14 protein-coding genes are annotated in these 14,960 nt (G+C 64.6%); 5 read left to right on the forward strand and 9 right to left on the reverse strand.

The window, feature by feature from the left end:
* Nucleotides 1–69 precede the first annotated feature (69 nt).
* Nucleotides 70–1,431 carry a hypothetical protein gene (locus tag Q0897_RS11445; protein ID WP_299309582.1) on the reverse strand — a complete coding sequence of 454 codons (1,362 nt, stop codon included), beginning with the start codon at nucleotides 1,429–1,431 and terminating at the stop codon, nucleotides 70–72.
* Nucleotides 1,432–1,749: 318 nt separating this feature from the next.
* On the opposite strand from Q0897_RS11445, the gene gyrA reads away from it, so the two are divergent.
* Entirely contained in the window at nucleotides 1,750–4,524 is a 2,775-nt protein-coding gene (gyrA, locus tag Q0897_RS11450) for a DNA gyrase subunit A (protein WP_202084959.1), read from the forward strand.
* A gap of 14 nt (nucleotides 4,525–4,538) precedes the next feature.
* Here the strand turns inward: gyrA and Q0897_RS11455 are convergent, their stop codons facing one another.
* The gene (locus Q0897_RS11455) at nucleotides 4,539–5,195 is read right to left on the reverse strand and encodes a lysoplasmalogenase (protein ID WP_299309583.1); all 657 of its coding nucleotides are present in this window, start codon (nucleotides 5,193–5,195) and stop codon (nucleotides 4,539–4,541) included.
* A 76-nt stretch (nucleotides 5,196–5,271) separates the two neighbouring features.
* On the opposite strand from Q0897_RS11455, the gene trmFO reads away from it, so the two are divergent.
* Entirely contained in the window at nucleotides 5,272–6,654 is a 1,383-nt protein-coding gene (gene trmFO, locus Q0897_RS11460; protein WP_299309584.1) for a methylenetetrahydrofolate--tRNA-(uracil(54)-C(5))-methyltransferase (FADH(2)-oxidizing) TrmFO, read from the forward strand.
* Here trmFO and Q0897_RS11465 read toward each other — a convergent pair whose 3' ends face one another.
* The 5 genes from Q0897_RS11465 to Q0897_RS11485 all read right to left on the reverse strand — a co-directional run bounded on the left by Q0897_RS11465 (nucleotide 6,655) and on the right by Q0897_RS11485 (nucleotide 10,886).
* Nucleotides 6,655–7,122 carry an EF-hand domain-containing protein gene (locus Q0897_RS11465; RefSeq protein WP_299309585.1) on the reverse strand — a complete coding sequence of 156 codons (468 nt, stop codon included), beginning with the start codon at nucleotides 7,120–7,122 and terminating at the stop codon, nucleotides 6,655–6,657.
* A 63-nt stretch (nucleotides 7,123–7,185) separates the two neighbouring features.
* Entirely contained in the window at nucleotides 7,186–7,851 is a 666-nt protein-coding gene (locus Q0897_RS11470) for a squalene/phytoene synthase family protein (RefSeq protein ID WP_299309586.1), read from the reverse strand.
* Between the two features lie 94 nt (nucleotides 7,852–7,945).
* Nucleotides 7,946–9,331: a pyruvate dehydrogenase complex E1 component subunit beta gene (locus tag Q0897_RS11475; RefSeq protein WP_299309587.1), complete on the reverse strand. Its 1,386-nt coding sequence runs from the start codon at nucleotides 9,329–9,331 to the stop codon at nucleotides 7,946–7,948.
* On the reverse strand, nucleotides 9,331–10,407 hold the full coding sequence (pdhA, locus tag Q0897_RS11480) for a pyruvate dehydrogenase (acetyl-transferring) E1 component subunit alpha (protein WP_236672157.1): 1,077 nt from the start codon (nucleotides 10,405–10,407) through the stop codon (nucleotides 9,331–9,333). Before pdhA ends, Q0897_RS11475 begins: the two co-directional genes overlap by 1 nt.
* Nucleotides 10,408–10,550: 143 nt before the next feature.
* On the reverse strand, nucleotides 10,551–10,886 hold the full coding sequence (locus Q0897_RS11485; protein ID WP_299309588.1) for a septum formation initiator family protein: 336 nt from the start codon (nucleotides 10,884–10,886) through the stop codon (nucleotides 10,551–10,553).
* Nucleotides 10,887–11,024: 138 nt separating this feature from the next.
* On the opposite strand from Q0897_RS11485, the gene Q0897_RS11490 reads away from it, so the two are divergent.
* Nucleotides 11,025–11,828: an enoyl-CoA hydratase-related protein gene (locus Q0897_RS11490; RefSeq protein ID WP_299309589.1), complete on the forward strand. Its 804-nt coding sequence runs from the start codon at nucleotides 11,025–11,027 to the stop codon at nucleotides 11,826–11,828.
* Between the two features lie 113 nt (nucleotides 11,829–11,941).
* Here the strand turns inward: Q0897_RS11490 and Q0897_RS11495 are convergent, their stop codons facing one another.
* A complete protein-coding gene (locus tag Q0897_RS11495) occupies nucleotides 11,942–12,112 on the reverse strand; it encodes a CsbD family protein (protein ID WP_299309590.1) in 171 nt (56 codons plus the stop codon).
* Nucleotides 12,113–12,446: 334 nt separating this feature from the next.
* Between Q0897_RS11495 and Q0897_RS11500 the strand changes: the two genes are divergently transcribed.
* Complete coding sequence (locus Q0897_RS11500) at nucleotides 12,447–13,526, forward strand: PAS domain-containing protein (protein ID WP_299309591.1); 1,080 nt, start codon at nucleotides 12,447–12,449, stop codon at nucleotides 13,524–13,526.
* A 12-nt stretch (nucleotides 13,527–13,538) separates the two neighbouring features.
* Complete coding sequence (locus Q0897_RS11505; protein ID WP_299309592.1) at nucleotides 13,539–13,895, forward strand: response regulator; 357 nt, start codon at nucleotides 13,539–13,541, stop codon at nucleotides 13,893–13,895.
* A gap of 33 nt (nucleotides 13,896–13,928) precedes the next feature.
* On the opposite strand, the gene Q0897_RS11510 is transcribed toward Q0897_RS11505, so the two are convergent.
* Entirely contained in the window at nucleotides 13,929–14,909 is a 981-nt protein-coding gene (locus tag Q0897_RS11510; RefSeq protein WP_299309593.1) for a response regulator, read from the reverse strand.
* Nucleotides 14,910–14,960 lie beyond the last annotated feature (51 nt).

Raw genomic sequence — 14,960 nt, forward strand, 5'->3', positions numbered from 1 at the left:
TCCTCACACGGCGAAACGAAAAAGGGCGGCCCCGCGGGGCCGCCCTTCTCGTTTCGATGCATCCGGCCGTCAGCTGGCCATCTGCGTATCGACATAGGCCATCCACGCCCGCGCAAGGCTGGTGCGGTTGCCGGTCTGGATCTGCTCGAACGTGCTCTTGGCTTCGGCGAACTGACCCATGTCGGCCAGCGCGATGCCGAGCCCGGTCAGCGCCTTCTCCTTGTCAACGCCGCCCTTTTCGAGCGCCACGCGATACAGCGCGACCGCCTCGCTCGACTTTTCATAGCCGAGGTAGATGTCGGCCAGCGTCATCGCGTCCTTGCCAGTCGCGGCATTGCGGGCGCCGGCGGCATCGGTGTTGAGTTCGGACAGCACCGAATCATAACGCGCATTGGCGGTCGAGAGGGTCTCGGTCACGGCCTGCGCATTGCGGTCGAGAACGCCGGCCTCGATCCCGGCATTGGCGACGGCGCGTGCCTCGCCCGGACGCAGGCGGGGGTCGGTCTGATACAGATAAGCGAGATACTGACCCTCATCCGAAATCGCATTCTCACGCAGCATCAGCCGCAGCAGGTCGAGTTCTTCCTCCTCGGTATAGGGGGAGAGCGACGCGACCACGCTATAGGCCTGCTTGCGCTGATCCGCGGTCGGCGACGCTTCGAGCGTGCGCAGCGCCCATTCGAAAGCCTGATCGTTGAGACCGTTGTTCGCCGCCACGGCAAGCCCGCGGAAGACGAGATCGGTCTGCGGCTGACCGGTCGCGGTGCGGCGCGCCTCGATCGCATCGTTCAGCTTCACCAGGCCTTCTTCGTACATGTTGTCGGCCAGATAGCTTTCGGCGAGCAGCATGCGAACGTCATTCTCGGTGTAACCGGCAGCGATCGCCTGGGGCAGCGCCTCGCGCGCACCGGCGTAATCGCCCGAATCATAGGCGAGCGCGCCCGAGAAATAGTGATAGGTCGGCACGTTCGCGGCCGGCGCCAATCCGCTGGCGAGCATCATGTCGATGCCGCGCTTCTGCAGCTTGGGATCGAACATCAGCTGTCCGGTGGTCAGCGCGATCTGGCCGACGAAATACTTGTCGTCCGGCTTCGTCGCGGCGGCGGCGGCAGCGTCGATCTTCGCGCGAATACCGCCCAGCGCCTGATCCACGCCGTTCTGCGCGGCGGTCAGCTGCGCCTGCGCCTGCTGCTTGGCGGCGGGTTCGCGCGCACTGACATAGGCCTGGCGCGCCTGCTGCGCCTGCTGCGACGCGGCGGTCACGGCGGCGTCTTCCTTCGCACCCTGAACGGCCTGCTGCAATTCGGCGGCCGTGGGGCGGAATTCCTTCGAAATCTTGATATCCTGCGCCATCGCGGGCGCCACACCGGCGCCAATGGCACCGGTCGAAAGCGCGAGGGCGAGCGCAATGCGGGAAATGGAACGTTTCATATTCATCTTTCTCCACCAAAACTTGACGGCCAGCGGGTTTTCGCCTCCGACCGAATGAAACACGCGGGCTCAAATGCCGCTAAAAATCCGCGAACGCAACCGTGGCCCGCGTCATCTCTCTTGCGCTCCTTATGAAGGGGCCGTGCTGAATAGCGATTGAATGGCGCGCGGGGCGTTCCCCCTGACCCTGTGGAAAAGCATGGCGGCCCGGCCCGTGCGGGGGTCGTTCGGCTGGCATTCGGGCGCCCCGTGCCCTAGGGTCGCGGCGCCCCGGCGAATATCCGGGAAATGACCGTTGATAAAAGAGAGCCAACCGGCGTGAACGACCTGACCGACACCCTGCCCCATGGCGGACCCGACATCGAACCGATCGACATCGTCGATGAGATGAAGTCCAGCTATCTCGATTACGCGATGAGCGTGATCGTATCGCGCGCGCTTCCCGATGTGCGCGACGGGCTGAAGCCGGTGCACCGCCGCATCCTCTACAGCTGTCAGGAAGCCGGATATGTCGCCGGCCGCCCCTATCGCAAGTCGAGCCGGATCGTCGGCGACGTCATGGGTAAGTATCACCCCCATGGCGACAGCGCGATTTACGACGCGCTCGCCCGCATGACGCAGGACTGGTCGATGCGTCTTCCGCTCATCGACGGACAGGGCAATTTCGGTTCGATGGACCCCGATCCGCCCGCCGCCATGCGTTATACCGAGGCGCGGCTGGCGAAGGTTTCGGAATCGCTGCTCTCCGACATCGACAAGAATACCGTCGACTTCATCGACAATTACGACGGCAGCGAGAGCGAGCCTTCGGTCCTCCCGGCCCGCTACCCCAACCTGCTCGTCAATGGCGCGGGCGGCATTGCGGTCGGCATGGCGACGAACATCCCGCCGCACAATCTGGGCGAGGTGATCGACGGCACGCTGGCGATGATGGACAATCCCGCGATCACCGTCGATGAATTGTTCGAGATCATCCCCGGTCCCGATTTTCCCACCGCGCCGCTGATCCTGGGTCAGACGGGCGCGCGGGCCGCCTATCGCGAAGGGCGCGGCTCCGTCCTGATGCGCTGCCGCCACGAGATCGAGACCGCGCGGGGGGACAAGCGCTCCATCGTGCTGACCTCGATCCCCTATCAGGTGGGCAAGAACAACCTGGTCGAGAAGATCGCCGAGGCCGCGAAGGACAAGCGGATCGAGGGCGTGTCCGACATTCGCGACGAATCCAATCGGGAGGGCATGCGCGTCGTCGTCGACCTGAAACGCGACGCCACGCCGGAGGTGGTGCTGAACCAGATCTGGCGGCACACCCCGGCGCAGTCGAGCTTCCCCGCCAACATGCTCGCGATCAGCGGCGGGCGTCCGATGACGCTGACGCTGCGCGATTTTCTCTCGCTTTTCATCCGCTTCCGCGAGGAGGTCATCACCCGGCGCACCAAGTTCGAGCTGAACAAGGCGCGCGAACGGGCGCATATCTTGCTCGGCCTGGTGATCGCGGTGACCAATCTCGACGAGGTGGTGCGCATCATCCGCGGGTCGGCGACCCCTGCCCTGGCGCGCGAAACGCTGCTGAAACGCGAATGGCCGATCGGCGACATCGCGCAATATCTGCGCCTGGTCGAGGCGATCGAGAGCGACGAGCACGAAGGCAAGGACGCGACCTATCGCCTGTCCGAAACGCAGGTGCGCGCCATTCTCGACCTGCGGCTGCACCGGCTTACCGCGCTCGGCCGCGACGAAATCGGCGAGGAGCTGGAGAAGCTCGCCAAGGCGATTGCCGAATATCTCGAAATCCTGTCCGACCGGGCAAAGCTCTATGCCGTCATGCGCGAGGAGCTGACGCAGGTGCGCGACACCTATGCGACGCCGCGCCTGTCCGAAATCGCGCCGGCCTGGGACGGGCTGGAGGACGAGGATCTGATCGAGCGCGACGAGATGGTCGTGACTGTGACGATGGACGGCTATATCAAGCGGACCCCGCTTTCGACCTTCCGCGCGCAGAACCGCGGCGGCAAGGGCCGCGCCGGCATGGCGACGAAGGACGAGGACGCCATTTCCGAAATGTTCGTGACGAGCACGCACAACCCGGTGCTGTTCTTCGCCAGTTCGGGTAAGGTCTATCGCCTCAAGGTCTGGAAACTGCCCGAAGGCGGCCCGGCGACGCGCGGGCGGCCCATCGTCAACCTGCTGCCCTCACTCGACAAGGACGAGAGCATCGCAACCGTGCTGCCCTTGCCGGAGGACGAGGAAGGCTGGGGCGCGCTGAATGTCGTGTTCGCCACGGCGAAGGGCAACGTGCGCCGCAATTCGATGGATGCCTTCGCCAACATCCCGTCGAACGGCAAATTCGCGATGCGCTTCGACGACGACAGCGACGACCGCCTGATCGGCGTGGCCTTGCTGGAAAGCGGGGACGACGTGCTGCTCGCCACGCGGCAGGGCAAGGCGATCCGTTTCGACGGAGAAGACGTGCGCGAGTTCCAGAGCCGCACCTCCACCGGCGTGCGCGGCATGCGCTTGAAGGACGATGACGAGGTCGTCTCGCTCTCCATCCTTGCCGGCGGGACCGCGACGCCGGAGGAACGCGACGCCTATCTGCGCGTCGCCCCGTGGAAGAATGGCGACGATGCAACCGGCCTGTCCGACGACCATGCCGCCATGGCCGAGGCGGAGGAATTCATCCTCACCCTGTGTCAGAACGGCTATGGCAAGCTGTCCTCCGCCTACGAATACCGGCGCACCGGGCGCGGCGGCCAGGGTATTACCAATATCGACAATATCGCCCGCAACGGGCTCGTCGTGGCGAGCTTCAAGGCGGAAAAGACCGATCAGCTCATGCTCGTCACCGATCAGGCGAAGCTGATCCGCATCGGGCTCGACAGCCTGCGCGTGATCGGGCGCAACAGCGCTGGCGTCCGCCTGTTCAACGTCGGCAAGAACGAGCATGTCGTGTCGGTCGCGTTGATCGACGACGACGAATCGCCCGAAAATGCCGCCGAAGAGGCGATTGTGGAGGAAATGGTCGGCCGCGATACGCCCGCGACCACGCCCGACACGACGCAGGACCGCGACGATCCCACGCCGACCGACGTGTAACCGGCCCGTCCGCCTCAGCCGCGCTCGCGCCTGAGGCGGACGACAACCCCGGTGCAGATCATCAGCACGCCAATATAATAAAGCGGCCAGACCAGCGCGCCGGCCAGCGCGACGCTGCGCAACGGACCATTCGCCGCAATCAGCAGCAGATCCGACAGCACGAACAGAACCGCCCCCGCCCCGATGCGGTAACGTGAAAACCGGCTGAGCCAAGCCATCGCCGCCATCGCGCCGAGAATCAGCGCATAACCCGCAACCAGCCAGCGCCCCTCACCCCCGAATGTGAGGAGAAACGCATCGAGCGGCACACCGACGAGCAGGGCAATCCCCACCAGCCTTTGCGACCGGGTCGGATCCGCGCGCCGGTTCCGCGCAAAGAGCCAGATGGCAAGCACATGGCCGATGGCATGCAAGACGCCGCCCGCCGCCAGCCACAATTCCTGCGCCATGTCGGCCAGTGCGTAGAGTGTCATGACCCCCGCGATAAGCGCGCCGTCACGGCCCAGATGGCGTTGAAACGCATAGATCGCCAATGCGCCGACGGCCGCGCCCTTCCACGCGATCTGGTACAGGCCGGGCATGGCGCCGCCCGCGACGAACCACCAGCTGACGCCGAAAAACAGGCTGAGCAGCAGCCAGGGCCGTCGTTCGATCAAAGCGCGCTTTACCATGGGTTCCCTTAGCAATTCGGTACACCGGCCCTGATTGCATTTGCCAAGCCGCCTGCGCAATCGCTAACCCGCCGGTATGAAACACGATATCCATATTATCGGCGGCGGTCTCGCCGGGAGCGAGGCGGCATGGCAACTGGCACAGCGCGGATTTCGCGTGCGCCTGTCCGAAATGCGTGGCGGGGGCGGCGGCACGACCCCGGCGCATCATTCCGATTCGCTGGCGGAGCTGGTATGCTCCAACTCGTTCCGGTCGGATGACGACACGTCCAACGCGGTCGGCCTGCTCCACCATGAAATGCGGCAACTCAATTCGGTCATCATGGCCGCGGCGGAAAAGGCGCGCGTGCCTGCCGGTTCGGCGCTGGCCGTGGACCGGGACGTATTTTCCGCCCATGTCGAACGCGCGCTCGCCGACCATCCCAACATCACCATCGTGCGCGAAAAGATTGACCGGCTGCCAACAGATGGCCCGACGATCGTCGCGACCGGCCCCCTGACCGCCGCATCGCTCGCCGACAGCATCGGACAGGCGACGGGCCGTGACAGCCTTGCCTTTTTCGACGCGATCGCACCCATCGTCTACCGCGACAGTATCGACATGGACATCTGCTGGATTCAGTCGCGATGGAACAAGGTATCCGGCCCTGAAAGCGAGGGGCAGGAGGGCGATTACATCAATTGCCCGATGACGAGAGAGCAATATCTCGCCTTTCACCAAGGCCTGCTCGACGGGGAGAAGACCGAGTTCAAGGAGTGGGAAAAGGACACCCCCTATTTCGAGGGCTGCATGCCGATCGAGGTGATGGCATCCCGCGGCGTCGACACGTTGCGCTATGGCCCGATGAAGCCCGTCGGCCTCGACAATCCGCGCGATACGACGCCCGAATTTCCGCAGGGGCGCTGGCCCTATGCCGTTGTGCAATTGCGGCAGGACAACCGGCTCGGCACGCTCTGGAATATGGTGGGGTTTCAGACGAAGCTGAAATGGGGGGCACAGAAAGAACTGTTCCGCACCATTCCCGGCCTTGAGAATGCGGAATTTGCGCGGCTGGGGGGATTGCATCGCAACACGTTCCTCAATTCGCCCGAACTGCTCGACCGGCAATTGCGCCTGCGCGGGGCGGAACATGTCCGCTTTGCCGGCCAGATCACCGGATGCGAAGGCTATGTCGAAAGCAGCGCGGTCGGCTTGATGGCCGGTTTGATGGCAGCGGCGGAGCTTTCGGGAGCGCCATGGACCGCCCCGCCCCGCACGACGGCGATGGGCGCGCTGCTGTCGCACATCACCGGCGATGCGGAGGCGGACAGCTATCAGCCAATGAACGTCAATTTCGGCCTGTTCCCGCCGCCGGAGGACAAGGTGAAGAAGAAGGAGCGCAAGCTGTTCTACACCAACCGGGCCAAGCAGGATTTCCCCGCATGGCAGAACACGCTGCGCAGCCCCGCGCCCGCGTAATCAGCAATTGCAGCGCGGCTTTCGCGGTTTGGTCGGGCTGCGCGTGGTGGCGAATTCGGCGGGGTTGAGCTGTCCGTTGCCATTCGCGTCGGCCTTGTCGAACTTGTCGACGGTGGTGACGGCCCATTCCTCGAAGGTGAGGAGATTATTGCCGTCCTTGTCGAGCTTGCGAAAGGAATTGACGCGCGTCGACAGCATTTCGTTGCGGGTGATGATGCTGTCATTGTTGCGGTCGTAACGGGCGAAGCGTTTCTGCTCCTTCGTCATTTCGATCGCTTCGGGAAGAGCGGGCCCGCGCATGTCCGCGACATCGGCGGATGGGAGGACGTCGGGCTGTTTCGGTTCGGCGGTTGGCGCGGGTTCGGGCGGCGGCGGGCCGGGCGCCTCGATCGCGCGCCCCTGCCACCAGAGAAGCCCGATGGCGACCAGCACGAGCGCACCCAAGGCGCCGAGAAGTGTCCTGTTCATGGTTTGCGACCCCTGACAAGTAATGCCACAGGAGTATAGCCGCGCGCCGCGAAATGGAAACGATTAAGCGCCGAGCCACCCCGCGCGCACCGCCCGCGCGAAATCCCCAGCCCCGCCGATGGGACGATTTTCATGGGCCGCCCGTTCGGTCATCCGCGCCAACACGATGAGCGGACGCATCGCTCGCCCCGCGCGCCGTTCGGGCGCCGCCGCCCCGCGCAGCAGTGTCATGGCCCGCTCCCGCTCCGTCTCGTCCCCCATGTGCACGGCGAGGTCCGCCAGCGCCCAGCGATAGGCAAGCGCCGCAACCGCCCCGCCGTCGAGCACCTGCGATAGCCCCGCCATCGCCGCCGCCCGGCCTTGCGCCGCAGCGGCAATGTCGACCGTCGCGAGCGGCGCATCCCCGATCATCGCCTCCCATCCGTCGACCAGTTCGGTAAAAGCGGCGCGCCCCTCCCCCCACGGACGCAGCGCCGCCAACAACGGCTCCCCCGCGGGCCACTCCCCGGCCGGGCACGCAAATGTCTCGCGCCACCACGCCAACCGCATCTGCGCCAGCATCGGTTCGCGCGAAGGGTCGATCAACTGTGCCAGCCGCCGGTCCAGCGCCATGAACGCCCGCCACACACCGCGCGCCCCCCGCGGCGCATAGGCCAGCGCGAGGCGGACCGGCGGCGCGATCAGAGCGTCGATCTGCGCCGTGGTGGCTTCGTCTTCCTCGAAATTCATGGGCAACCCATCGCCGTGCCTTCGTGCGGGTGCAAGAAAAAACCCCGGCGCGAAGGTCGCGCCGGGGTCGGTCATGGTCGCGATCTGGGCGCGCTCAATCCTTGTAGCAGACCTTCTTGGCCGCCGCGACGATGCTCGACGATTTGAGCAAGGCGTCCTTTTCGAGGTTGGCGGCATAGGGCAGCGGCACATCTTCGTTGCACACGCGCAGCACCGGCGCGTCGAGATGGTCGAACCCTTCGGTCATGCACACCGCAATGATCTCGCTCGCGATGGAACAGGTCGGCCAGCCTTCCTCGGCAACGATCAGCCGGTTCGTCTTGGCCAGGCTGTCGAGCACGGTCTTCGTGTCGAGCGGACGCAGCGTGCGAAGGTCGATCACCTCCGCGTCGATCCCCTGCGAGGCAAGCTCCTCCGCCGCTTCGAGCGCGAGGCCGACCCCGATGGAATAGGAGACGATCGTCACGTCCGACCCGGCCCGAACGATGCGCGCCTTGCCGGTCGGCAGCACCCAGTCCTCGAGATCGGGCAGGTCGAAGCTCTTGCCATACAGCAATTCGTTTTCGAGGAAGACGACCGGATCCTCGCTGCGGATCGCGGCCTTCATCAAACCCTTCGCATCGGCGGCGTCATAGGGGGCGATGACCACGAGGCCCGGCACGCTCGCATACCACGGCCCGTAATTCTGGCTATGCTGCGCCGCGACGCGCGATGCCGCGCCATTGGGGCCGCGGAACACGACCGGGCACCGCATCTGCCCGCCCGACATGTAATTCGTCTTTGCCGCCGAGTTCACGAGGTGGTCGATCGCCTGCATGGCGAAGTTGAACGTCATGAACTCGACAATGGGACGAAGACCGCCCATCGCCGCGCCCGTGCCGACGCCGGCAAAGCCATATTCGGTGATCGGCGTGTCGATCACCCGCTTGGCGCCGAACTCGTCCAACAGGCCCTGCGTAACCTTGTACGCGCCCTGATATTCGGCGACTTCCTCGCCCATGACGAAGACGCGGTCGTCGGCGCGCATTTCCTCGGCCATGGCGTCGCGCAACGCTTCGCGGACGGAGAGCGAGACCATCTTCGTACCCTCGGGCACCTCGGGGTCGCGGACGGGTTCGGCCTGCGCCTCGGACTTGGTCACTTCGGCCTCGCTCGGCTCGCGGCCGGTGTCCTTGCCCTCGCCCGCGACGTCCTGGGGCGCTTCGCTCTTGGCAGGGGCGCCGTCTTCGATGTCGCTTTCATCGCCGTCGAGCACGGCGATCACCGTGCCGACCTTCACGCCCTCGGTGCCCTCGGCCACGGTCAGCTTGCCGACCGTGCCCTCGTCGATGGCTTCGAATTCCATGGTCGCCTTGTCGGTCTCGATCTCGGCGAGGATGTCGCCGGGTCCGACCTGGTCGCCTTCCTTGACCAGCCATTTGGCCAGCGTGCCCTCCTCCATCGTGGGGGAAAGGGCGGGCATCTTGATTGCGGTGGCCATCAGTATTTCTCCACCAGAACGTCGGTATAAAGTTCGGATGCGTCGGGTTCGGGCGAGCTTTCGGCGAAATCGGCGGCCTCGCTGATCTGCGCGCGAATGTCCTTTTCGAGGTCCTTCAGCTTCGCCTCGTCCATGCCGCGCTTGATGAGCTCGGCCTTCGCCGCCTCGATCGGATCGTGGTTTTCGCGCATGTCCTTCACCTCGTCGCGGCTGCGATATTTCGCAGGGTCGGACATCGAATGCCCGCGATAGCGATAGGTATTGAGCTCCATCAACACCGGCCCGCCCCCGCCGCGCACATGTTCGAGCGCGATTTCGGCGGCGCTGCGCACGGCGAGCACATCCATCCCGTCGACATCCATGCCGGGGATGCGGAACGCGGCCCCGCGACGATGGAACTCGGTTTCCGCGCTCGACCGCACCGTGCTGGTGCCCATCGCGTATTGATTGTTCTCGATCACGAAGATGATCGGCAACTGCCACAGGCTGGCCATGTTGAAGGTTTCGTAGACCTGCCCCTGATTGGCCGCACCATCGCCGAAATAGGCGAGGCAGACGCCGCCGTCCTCGCGATACTTGTGGGCAAAGGCGAGCCCGGCGCCCAATGGCACCTGCGCGCCGACGATGCCGTGGCCGCCGTAGAAGGCGTGTTCGGTGCTGAACATGTGCATCGAGCCGCCCTTGCCCTTGGAAATGCCGGCCTGGCGCCCGGTCAGCTCGGCCATGATCACCTTGGGATCGATGCCGTAGGCGAGCATGTGGCCGTGGTCGCGGTAGCCGGTGATGACGCTGTCCTTGCCCTCCGCGAGCGCGGATTGCAGGCCGACAGCGACGGCTTCCTGACCGATGTAGAGATGGCAGAACCCGCCAATCAGGCCGAGGCCGTAAAGCTGGCCGGCCTTCTCCTCGAACCGGCGGATGAGCAGCATCTGCTTGTAGAAATCGAGAAGCTGATCGTCCGATGCTTCGAAACGACCGGCTTCCTCGAAACGATTTTGAAGCGTCGCGAGCTTGAAATCGGGGTCTTCGACCGGTGCGGTCACGCTGTCCGCTTTCGCGGCGGGCTTGTCTGACAAGATAGAAATCCTCGGGTTCGATCAGCCAAAAGGTCCGGAAAAATGCGGACCGCGTTTCACGATCCTATAGAGACGGTGAGCGCCATTGTGCAAGACGCTGTGCGCCGCGCAATGCACGATTACAAAGCGACCCGCCCACACGCTCAATCGCGGGGGATCACGACCTCGTCGGGATGCGCCACGTTGAGATTGCGGCGCAGCAATTCGCCGACCAGATCGGGATCGGCATTGTTGGGGTCAAGCAACTGCACCCGGTTTGCCACGCGGTCACGCTCGGCCTGAAGCTGTGCGAGCTCCGCCTCCCTCTGTTCGAGCAGCTGCGTCGAATCGCCCCAGGCACGCACGCCTGTCGGCCCGACGAGCGCGGTCGCACACAGCACGCCGACCGTGATCGCGGCGCTGACGCGGCCCATGTTGCGACGCCGCACGCGGGGGCGCGTCACGCGAATGTCGTGGGGTCTGGAACGCTTTGCGGGCATCGCTCGACAGAATCACAAAACCGCATGGGTTGCAAGCGCCGACTCGTTGGAATGTCGCGATTTTTGCGCCGAACCGATCGCGGGTGGCAGCCGCTGCGAAGAGCCCCTATGACGGCAGGCCAAAAGGAGAGCGCAACGATGGGTGATTTCGTACAGATCGAACGCAGGGGTCCGGTCGCGATCCTGCGCATGAACCGGCCCGACCGGTTGAATGCCATTGCCGATTTTTCCGATTGCGAGGATCTGATTGCCGCGATCGACACGGTCAACGCCGATATCACCGTTGCCGCCGCGATCCTGACCGGCATTGGCCGGGGTTTCAGTGCGGGCGGCAATCTTGCCGCGATGAAGGCGAAGACCGGCATCGGCCCACGCGACAACGCCGACGATACGCGCCGCGTGTACCGTCGCGGGGTGCAGGAAATTTCCCGCACGATGGAAGCCTGCGAGGTTCCGCTCATCGCGGCGGTGAACGGGCCTGCGGTGGGGCTTGGCTGCGACATTGCCTGCCTGTGCGACATCCGCATCGCGAGCGAGGAGGCGATATTTGCCGCCTCGTTCACGAAAATCGGGCTGATCCCCGGCGATGGCGGCGCGTGGGCATTGCAGCAGGCGATCGGCTATGCGCGCGCGGCGGAAATCATGCTGACCTCGCGGCGCTATGACGCGGCGCAGGCGCTCGCGCTCGGGCTGGTGAACGGGGTGCACCCCGCCGACCGGCTCATGGACGAGGCGATGGATCTGGCGGACGGCATTGCGAGCAATCCCGTGCGCGCGACACGCATGACAAAGCGCCTGCTTCGCCGGGCACGGCAGCAATCGCTGGGCGATGTCCTGGAACTCTCGGCTGCGATGCAGGCGATCGCCCACGACACCGACGATCATCGCGAGGCGGTCGACGCGTTTCTGGAAAAACGCGCGCCCGATTTTTCGGGCCGATAATTCCGCCCCCGCACTGCACCGGCCCGGCATTGCACCGGATCGCCGCGCAATGAAAAGGCGCACCGCCCCCATATGGGAACGGTGCGCCTTTTACATCGTCGGATCCGATGGGATCAGATGTGGTCGCCCATCTTGCCCTTGACCTCGCCCTTGAGCTGCTGGCCCTTGCCTTCAGCTTCCTGGGCGCGGCCGTCCGCGCGGGTCTCGGGATCGTTGCTCTGCTGCTTCGCCTTGCCGGCGGCTTCGTTCGCATTGCCTTTGATCTTGTCGGTCAGTTCGCCCATTTTTCAATCCTTTACGTCATCGCAGACGAAGCGTCGTCTGCATCATGCCCTATCAACGGTCTGCGTCCACTTTGGGTCCGGGCCGCGCATTCCGCCCGTCGTCCCGCGCGGGCGGATCGTCGCGAATTGCCGGTTTCGCATGGGCGCACAGGTTTCTGCATCATGAAATCCGGCCATGAAATCCGCACATTGGCAGAACGGAACTTAACGCCTAAGCCGGGGTTCAGAAGCCTGGATGCGGCGGATTCACCGGCCAAGGCTGGCCGACGCGCCTCCTTGGCGCTGTTGATGGCCGGGCGCAGAGGAACGGTGCCGGAGCATTGCGGGGAGAAGAATGAGCAACGACGAAAAACCGGTATCCTCGCGGCAGGCCATGCGCACGATCGAGGGGAAATCGCGCGGCGACAATCGTTTTGCCGGCGCATCGGGCCTGTTGTTCGAACAGGCCATGGCACAGACGCGCATGGCCGTGTGCCTGTCCGATCCGCATGTGGAAGACATGCCGATCGTCTTCTGCAACGAAGCGTTTCAGCGCCTGACCGGCTATGACGAAATGGATATCGTCGGGGAAAACTGCCGCTTTCTGCAAGGGCCCGGCACGGATCAGGAGCAGGTCGCAAAAATCCGCAACGCCATCGCCGATGAGAAGGTGATCGTGGTCGAACTGCTGAATTATCGCAAGGACGGTTCGACCTTCTGGAATGCGCTCCACCTAGGGCCGATCTATGGTGAGGACGGCAGGCTGAAATATTTCTTCGGGAGCCAGTGGGACGTCACCGACATCCACGAGTCCCGCGCCGAGGAACGGCATGCCAAGGCGATTGCCCGCGAGATATCGCACCGTTTGAAAAACGTCTTTTCCGTGATCGGCGGCATCGTCAACGTGACCGGACGGTCGATGGACGCACGCCCCGTCGCGCGCAAGATCAACGAACGGGTGCAGGCGCTCGGCCGGTCCTACGAACCGACGCTGGATGATGCGGCGATGGGCACGATCCATATCGGACAGGCCATACGCTCCGTCCTTGCCCCCTATGATCCCGAAGGCGACCGCATCCGGTTTTCGGGCAATGGCACGCGCACCGAACCCAATGCGGTGTCGGCCATCGGGCTGACCCTGCACGAGCTTGCCACGAATGCGACGAAATATGGCGCGCTTTCCAATGGCGGGGGGACGGTCACCGTATCGTGGGGCCATGTGCGGGACCGGTTCGGCCATTCCGCGCTGGAAATCGAATGGGAGGAACAGGGCGGTCCGGCGATTGAAAGGGAGCCCGACATCTCCGAAGCGACGAGCGGGACCGGCTTCAATATCGCGCGTGTCCTGCTCGAACATGCGCGCGGTCTGCTCGACCTCGAATGGCGGGCCGGCGGATTGTTCGCGCGCATTTCCATCCCCATTCAGAACGGATAGACTGACCTTTACATGAAAACTTTTCTCGTGCTCGAGGACGAGCCATTCATCGCCATGGACCTGAAATTCGCGTTCGAGGATGCAGGCCACGAGGCGGTGACCGCATCCGACAACGAAGAGGCGCTGCGCTGTATCGAGCAGCGGTCCATCGCGGGCGCCGTCCTCGATGTCAGCCTGGGGCGCGGTGTCACCTGTGCGGAGACGGCCTCGGCACTGCTCAATCGCAAGATACCTTTCGTGCTGCACACGGGCGACCTCAACCGGGTCGGCGAATATCTGCGCGAGATCGACGCCCCTGTCATTGCCAAGCCGCGCCCGGCCGAGGATGTCGTCACTCGTGTGGTCACCATGGTCGCCAGCAACGCCTGATCCCGCGCGCACCAAGCGCTGGGCGCCGTGTTGCTACCCCTGCTCCAGACAGCGTGACAGTCGGATGAGATCGGCCCGGCCTTCGCCATCGCCCAGCTCATCCTGAAGCCGGCGCGCCCGGTCGCCGATCTGCGCATCGCCGAAATGCGCCGCGATGCCGGCCATGATGTGCATTTCATCGCGCAGCTTCTCGGTCCTGTCGGCGTCCGGGATTTCGAGCGCAAGATAATCCTCGATCTCGATCTGCAACTCACGCTTGCGCCGTGCATAGAGCGCCTCCAGCGAGGCGATCGTATCGTCGCCGCGCGCTGCCTCGTCCGGGCTCGCCAAGGGCGCATCGATCCATTTGCAAAGCGCGTCGCGCAAGCGTTCGCTGCTCAGCGGCTTGGTGAGGTGATCCTGCATGCCGGCGGCAAGACAGCGCTCCGTATCCTCCGCCCCGCCATTGGCGGTAATGGCCAGGATTGGCAGATCCGATGCGGCAAACCCCTTCGCGCGGACCGTGCGCGCGGCCGTCACGCCGTCCATGACCGGCATTTCCATGTCCATCAATATGCCGCGAAAAACCCGCCCTTCACGGTGCGCGCGTTCCACCGCATCGACCGCCGCTTGGCCATCGGCGACCGCCTCGGCCTCCACGCCGAGCTCGCGCAACATCTGGAGCATGACATCGCGGCTGATGTCGGAATCTTCGGCGAGCAATATGCGCGCGCCCGACACGTCGCGCAGGCCGGATGCGGCCCAATCGCCTAGCGCATTCGCCGCGACTTTTGCCTCCGTTTCGGTCCGATTGATAATATCGCCCGTGTGCTCCGGCGCTTCCTCAAGCACGATCGGCGGAGTGGGCAGTTCGGGCGAATCGTCGCCTCTCTCCACAGGTGCCGGAGCATCCGCCCCGCCCGCCTCCTCAGCCGGTGGCGACGCCGCCCGCAATCGGCGCACAAGCAGCCATGCGCACACGATCGCCAGCCCGATCGCAACGCCGGCAAGAGCAGCCACCACAGCGTCGTCCATCGGCGTTCTTCTCCTTCATCTGTGTAAAATTCATGGCTATGGTCTTAACCG

Origin of the sequence: uncultured Croceicoccus sp. (assembly GCF_947496385.1) — a bacterium.
Lineage (GTDB): Bacteria > Pseudomonadota > Alphaproteobacteria > Sphingomonadales > Sphingomonadaceae > Croceicoccus.